This is a genomic window from Synechococcus sp. R55.2 (genome assembly GCF_047462075.1).
Lineage (GTDB): Bacteria > Cyanobacteriota > Cyanobacteriia > Thermostichales > Thermostichaceae > Thermostichus.
Window position 1 is genome coordinate 1 of sequence record NZ_JANSIH010000242.1, and the last position, 5,062, is coordinate 5,062.

Here is a 5,062-nt window from a genome sequence, read left to right on the forward strand (position 1 = left end):
TCGCTGCATAGTTGAACAGTGATGTTCAGCAGTGTTCAGCGTAAATGTATCAGCATCACCACCCAAGCTACAGAGAAGGGGTTTATCTTTCGCTGCCGGCTGCTCCAGCAAGATGGCTCTTTCGAGCCGGAGATTGGCGCCAAAGCCTACGGCTACTTTCAAAACGAGGCCGAGGCTATTCTGGCGGGCATGGTCTGGATCGACCGGCAGCAACTGCCAGATCACCTAGACGGTCTACTGTTTGACAATGAGGAGCCGGAAGGTTAGATAGGGGCTTCTTCTCGCACCAGCCGCTCCCAACCCAAGCCTTTGAGGGCAGCATTGCGCCGCAGCGGTCGGGTCACCAGCTCCAGCAGAGCCTGGGTGTTGCCGAAGCCGTGGATCTGGGCGAAGGTGAACTCCACCGACCACTTGGTGGTTATCCCCCGTGCCTCTAGGGGGTTGGCGTGGGCCATACCTGTGATCACCAGATCCGGCTGCAGGGCCTTGATGCGCTGGATTTGGTTGTAGTTATCCGGCTTTTCTACGATGGTGGGCTTGGGCACTCCCATCTCTTCGCAGGTGCGCTCCAAGAGGGCCAGCTCAGCCGCTTGGTAGCGTTTGTCCATGTAAGGGATCCCAATTTCCTGCACCGTCATGCCACAGCGCACCAGGAAACGGGCCAGCGAGATCTCCAGCAGGTTATCGCCCATGAAGAAAACGCTCTTGCCCCGCAGCAGCTCCCGATAATCCCGAACCTGGGGATGGTTCCACACTTCCGCTTCCCGCTCTGCCAAGCCTGGCGTCGGGATCCCCAGCTCGCGGGCAATGGCTTCTATCCAGGCGCGGGTGCCATCCGGCCCGATGGGAAAAGGAGCGGTGATGAGCTTAGCCTTTTTACGGCGTACCAGCGTGGTGGCTGTGCGGCTGAGGAAAGGATTCACCCCCACCACGTAGGTGCCCGGCTCGATGGCCGGCAGCTCCCCATAGCGTTTGGCCGGCAACCAGCCGGAGACGCGGATCCCGTGTTTCTTCAGCTCCAGGGTGAGTTGGGTAACCACCGGATCGGGCACCGAGCCGAAGATCACCAAGGGAGGATGCTTGTGGAAGCCTTCCTCCTCTTTCTTTGTTCCAGAGCGGAGCCCGTAAAAAAGCGCCTGGAGACCCCCGCGGGTTTCCTGCTCCTCTGCCCGCACCTGCTCTGGGCAGCGTTGAGCCATCGAGGCCAAAACCGTGTCTTCCCCTTGGGTAAAAGCGTAGTCGAGGCCATTGGCCCGTGCCACCACAATCGGGATCCCAATCTCCCCCTCCAGCTTCTGGGCTAGGCCCTCCAGGTCCATTTTGATGATCTCGGTGGTGCAGGTGCCGATCCAAACAATCACGCTGGGATTGCGATCTCGTTGAATTTGCAGGCACAGCCGCTTCAGCTCCTCATAGTCGTTGAGCTTGGCGCTAATATCCCCCTCTTCCAGCTCCGCCATGGCATAGCGGGGCTCGGCAAAGATCATCACCCCCATGGCGTTTTGCAGAAAGTAGCCACAGGTTTTGGTGCCGATGACCAAAAAGAAGCTGTCTTCAATTTTTTGATAAAGCCAAGCTACACAACTAATCGGGCAAAAGGTATGGTAATTGCCGGTTTCGCACTGGAAGTTAAGGGCGTTGGCACTATCCAAAGCAGCATTCATGCTCGTCTCCTAAAAACATAAAAGAAGGGAACGTTGCCAACTAGAGGGCTACCAACTGGGGCACACCCACCAATTTTTCGCTGAGATCCCAAAGCAATTTGGCCTTGGCATCGTCTGCCGCCTCGTCAGAGACTTCTTGGTTAAAGGGCTTGGCATTCTTGCGTTGCCGGTTACCCCAGCTCCAGTAGAATCCCGACCGACGAAACTCGGGATCGGCCACCACTTGGGCCACCCGCTCTCCGGCCAATTCCTGAGAAACAAATCCGCCCGTGATGTTTTTTTGGAACCAGGGGAAAAGTTTTTGAAACAGGGGATAGTGATGGCGGAACAGAGCCGTGGTGGCTACACACCCCGGATAGAGGGAGAGGAAGGTGATGCCAGTGCTTTCGTGGAAGCGGCGGTGCAGCTCGCGCATGGTGAGGATATTGCAGACTTTGCTGTCTTTGTAGGCTTTCACCGGATCAAATTTGCCGCCATCGGCCATGCTGATGGGATCCTTAAAGCCCTGGGCAAATCCCCGCAGATCCCCCAGGTGGGGTTGGGGTGGGATCTTACCCCCCAGCTCCTTGGGATTGTGGGTAACCGTGCCCAAGATCACCAGCCGCCGATCTGGATAGGTGGAGCGTTTCAGATCCTCCAGCATCAAGTGGCAGAGCAAGAAATGCCCCAGATGGTTGGTGGCCATGGTCAGCTCATATCCTTCCGGGCTGCGCAGGGGCTGCTTGAGCAGGGGCATGTAGATGGCGGCATTACAGACCAAGGCGTCCAAGGAACGGCCCCAGTTGCGGAACTGCTCGACAAACCGCCGCACGCTGGCCAAGCTGGCCAGATCGATCTGCATCAGGGTATAGCTGCCCTGGGGGATCCCCACTTGCTGGGCCGCCCGGTAGGCTTTGTCCAGATCCCGACAGGCCATCACCACGTGCCAGCCGCGCTTGGCCAAGGCCAAAGCTGAGTATAGGCCAACACCCGAGGAAGCTCCGGTAATCACGACGGTGGGTTGCTCTTGTCCTTGCATATCCAACTCCTGTGCCATTTCCTTCCCAAAGCGGGATCCCTACAGGATCCATCTTGGGGGGGAAAGCGGATCGGACAACAAATTGATAAGGTTTGCGACAGTCTTCCGAAACAGTGGCTTCATTTTTGGACACACTGCCCAAGCCGGCAGGGGATCCCTTACACCAAGGCCAGTTGGCGGGCTGGAGTGTTGTAAAAGTCGGAGAGCAAAGCAAACAGCTCCCGATCCTCGGCAGGTTGGGGCACGATCCCTTCCGGACGGGCCAGCAGCTCATCGGCGATGTTCAGGTAGTACTGGCAGACAGGCTCCAGGCTGGGATCGGTTTCCGCCATCTCGAAGAGGGTTTTGCCCTTGACCCGCGAGACGCGAATATCTTCAATGAGGGGAAGCACCTCGATAACCGGCATGGGAACTGCCGAGACGTATTTGTCGATTAGATCCCGCTTACTGGTGCGATTGCCGATCAGCCCGGCCAACCGCAGCTTGCGGGTTTTGGCCTTTTCTCGCACCGAGGCAGCAATCCGATTGGCGGCAAACAGGGCATCAAAGCCGTTGTCGGTTACGATCAGGCAGTAGTCGGCGTAGTTGAGGGGAGCCGCAAAACCGCCGCACACCACATCCCCCAGCACATCGAAGAGGATGACATCGTACTCATCGAAGGCGTTCAGCTCCTTCAGGAGTTTGACGGTTTCCCCCACCACATAGCCGCCACAGCCGGCCCCTGCCGGGGGCCCACCCGCTTCCACGCAGTCCACGCCGCCGTAGCCGCGGTAGATCACATCTTCTGGGTAGATGTCTTCGTGGTGATAGCCCTTGGCTTCCAGGGTGTCGATGATGGTGGGGATGAGAAAGCCGGTCAGGGTGAAGGTGCTGTCGTGCTTGGGATCACAGCCAATCTGCAAGACCTTTTTGCCCCGCCTGGCCAAGGCCACCGAGATGTTGCAACTGGTGGTGGATTTGCCGATCCCACCTTTTCCGTAAACCGCCAATTTCACAGCGCGTTCCTCCATGGGGCAGACAAGGGACATTATCGGCAGCCAACCCGCCCCCTGAGAACTGTTGCGAAGGATAAAGGTGGATCCCTCAAAAAGCTAGAAGTTCCCAGATCTTGCAAATGGTCCTAAGAAAGTTCCCAGGGCTTCTCAAGTCGATTTTTGATGTTTTTCCCGATTTTAGTTTTAGATATACTTTCATCAGTGATCAAAAGAAAACAATTCCAGATGACAATTCACCCAAATCGGGAAGGATTCAGCTATGCCATGGCGCTGATCCCGTCCTCTTGGCTTGGCGCTGAGGCAGGTTTGGGCTGAGAAAGAATCAAGAATGGTCTCAATTCTGGGGGGAAGGTGGGGGGAACCCTTCGCTCTCAGGGATCGAAGGCAAAAGTAACTCGCACCGCTCCTGCAGAATCCACCTCGATCCTGCGCAGGAATTCCCGCAGGTAGGCACGCCGTTCGGTCTCGCTGAGGTCTTGCCAGAAGGGCGGGATGGAGAGGGTTTGGATGGTCTGGGTGAGGTTGGCGGGGGGGAGTTGCTCCAGCTTTTGGGCCAAGCGGGCCGTCTCTGCTCGCAACTGGTAGCGACGCTGGGCTAGGGAGGCCTCGTCCATTAGTCCAGATTGCTGCAGCTCTTCCAATTGCCGCAGCCGCTCGGCGTTGGCCTGGATTTGGGCTTGGAGCTCTTGGCGGACTTGGGTGAGGGCTTGTCGATCCAGCGTCTGGGCGCGTTGGGGCAGTTGTTCGCACACCTGCCGGATCACCTCCTGCAGGACTTCGGTGTAGGGGAGGCTGTAGCGACAGGTTTGGCAGCGCAGATAGAGGTAGGGGGATCCGTTCTTTTTCCCCTTGCGAGGGGTGGTTTGCACAATGCGCAGAAGGCTGCCACAAGCGCAGCAATGAACCAGGCCGGCCAAAGCGCGGGGAGCACTGGCGCTGCGGCGAGGGATCCCTTGGTTGCGTTTGAGCCAGCGATCGATCTGGGCGGCTTCCGTGCGGCTGAGAAGGGCCGGGTGAGTGTCCCGCAGGGTGGTGCCGTCGGCATAGGCCAGATCCCCGCGGTATACCGGGTTGAGCAGCCAGTTGCGTCCGGTGGCCACAGAAATCCGCTTGTGGTGTTTTTCTTCCAAAAAGCGCACCGCCTGCCGCAGGGATCCGTAGAGGAGAAAGTGCTGGAAAAAATCTTGGATGATGCTGGCCTGCCGGCGATCCAGCACGTAGCGTTCCCCTTCGCGGCGGTAGCCAAAGGGGGCAGGGCCGGGGGGAGGCTTGCCCGCCAGGCGGTTTTGGGCTTGGCTGCAGCAGAGGCGGCGGCTTTGCAACTGATGGGGGATCTCGGCCAGCAGCGGGATCCAATCGGCAGCCTCGGTGGGGGTTTGCAGACC

5 protein-coding genes are annotated in these 5,062 nt (G+C 58.3%); 1 reads left to right on the top strand and 4 read right to left on the bottom strand.

Features of this window, described 5'->3' with window-relative positions; translation table 11 throughout:
• Nucleotides 1-21: 21 nt before the first annotated feature.
• Complete coding sequence (locus tag NW838_RS08250; protein WP_414343918.1) at nt 22-267, top strand: hypothetical protein; 246 nt, start codon at nt 22-24, stop codon at nt 265-267.
• Here the strand turns inward: NW838_RS08250 and NW838_RS08255 are convergent.
• From NW838_RS08255 to NW838_RS08270, 4 genes are all read right to left on the bottom strand, one after another.
• Nucleotides 264-1,664, bottom strand: a complete 1,401-nt coding sequence (locus tag NW838_RS08255) for a ferredoxin:protochlorophyllide reductase (ATP-dependent) subunit N (RefSeq protein ID WP_414427845.1) — start codon at nt 1,662-1,664, stop codon at nt 264-266. The two genes, NW838_RS08250 and NW838_RS08255, sit on opposite strands and share 4 nt — an antisense overlap.
• Before the next feature lie 40 nt (nt 1,665-1,704).
• On the bottom strand, nt 1,705-2,682 hold the full coding sequence (locus tag NW838_RS08260; RefSeq protein ID WP_414349746.1) for a protochlorophyllide reductase: 978 nt from the start codon (nt 2,680-2,682) through the stop codon (nt 1,705-1,707).
• Between the two features lie 158 nt (nt 2,683-2,840).
• A complete protein-coding gene (bchL, locus tag NW838_RS08265) occupies nt 2,841-3,677 on the bottom strand; it encodes a ferredoxin:protochlorophyllide reductase (ATP-dependent) iron-sulfur ATP-binding protein (RefSeq protein WP_041437180.1) in 837 nt (278 codons plus the stop codon).
• Nucleotides 3,678-4,048: 371 nt separating this feature from the next.
• On the bottom strand, nt 4,049-5,062 hold a 1,014-nt coding region (locus NW838_RS08270; RefSeq protein WP_414427846.1), incomplete at its 5' end, for a recombinase family protein.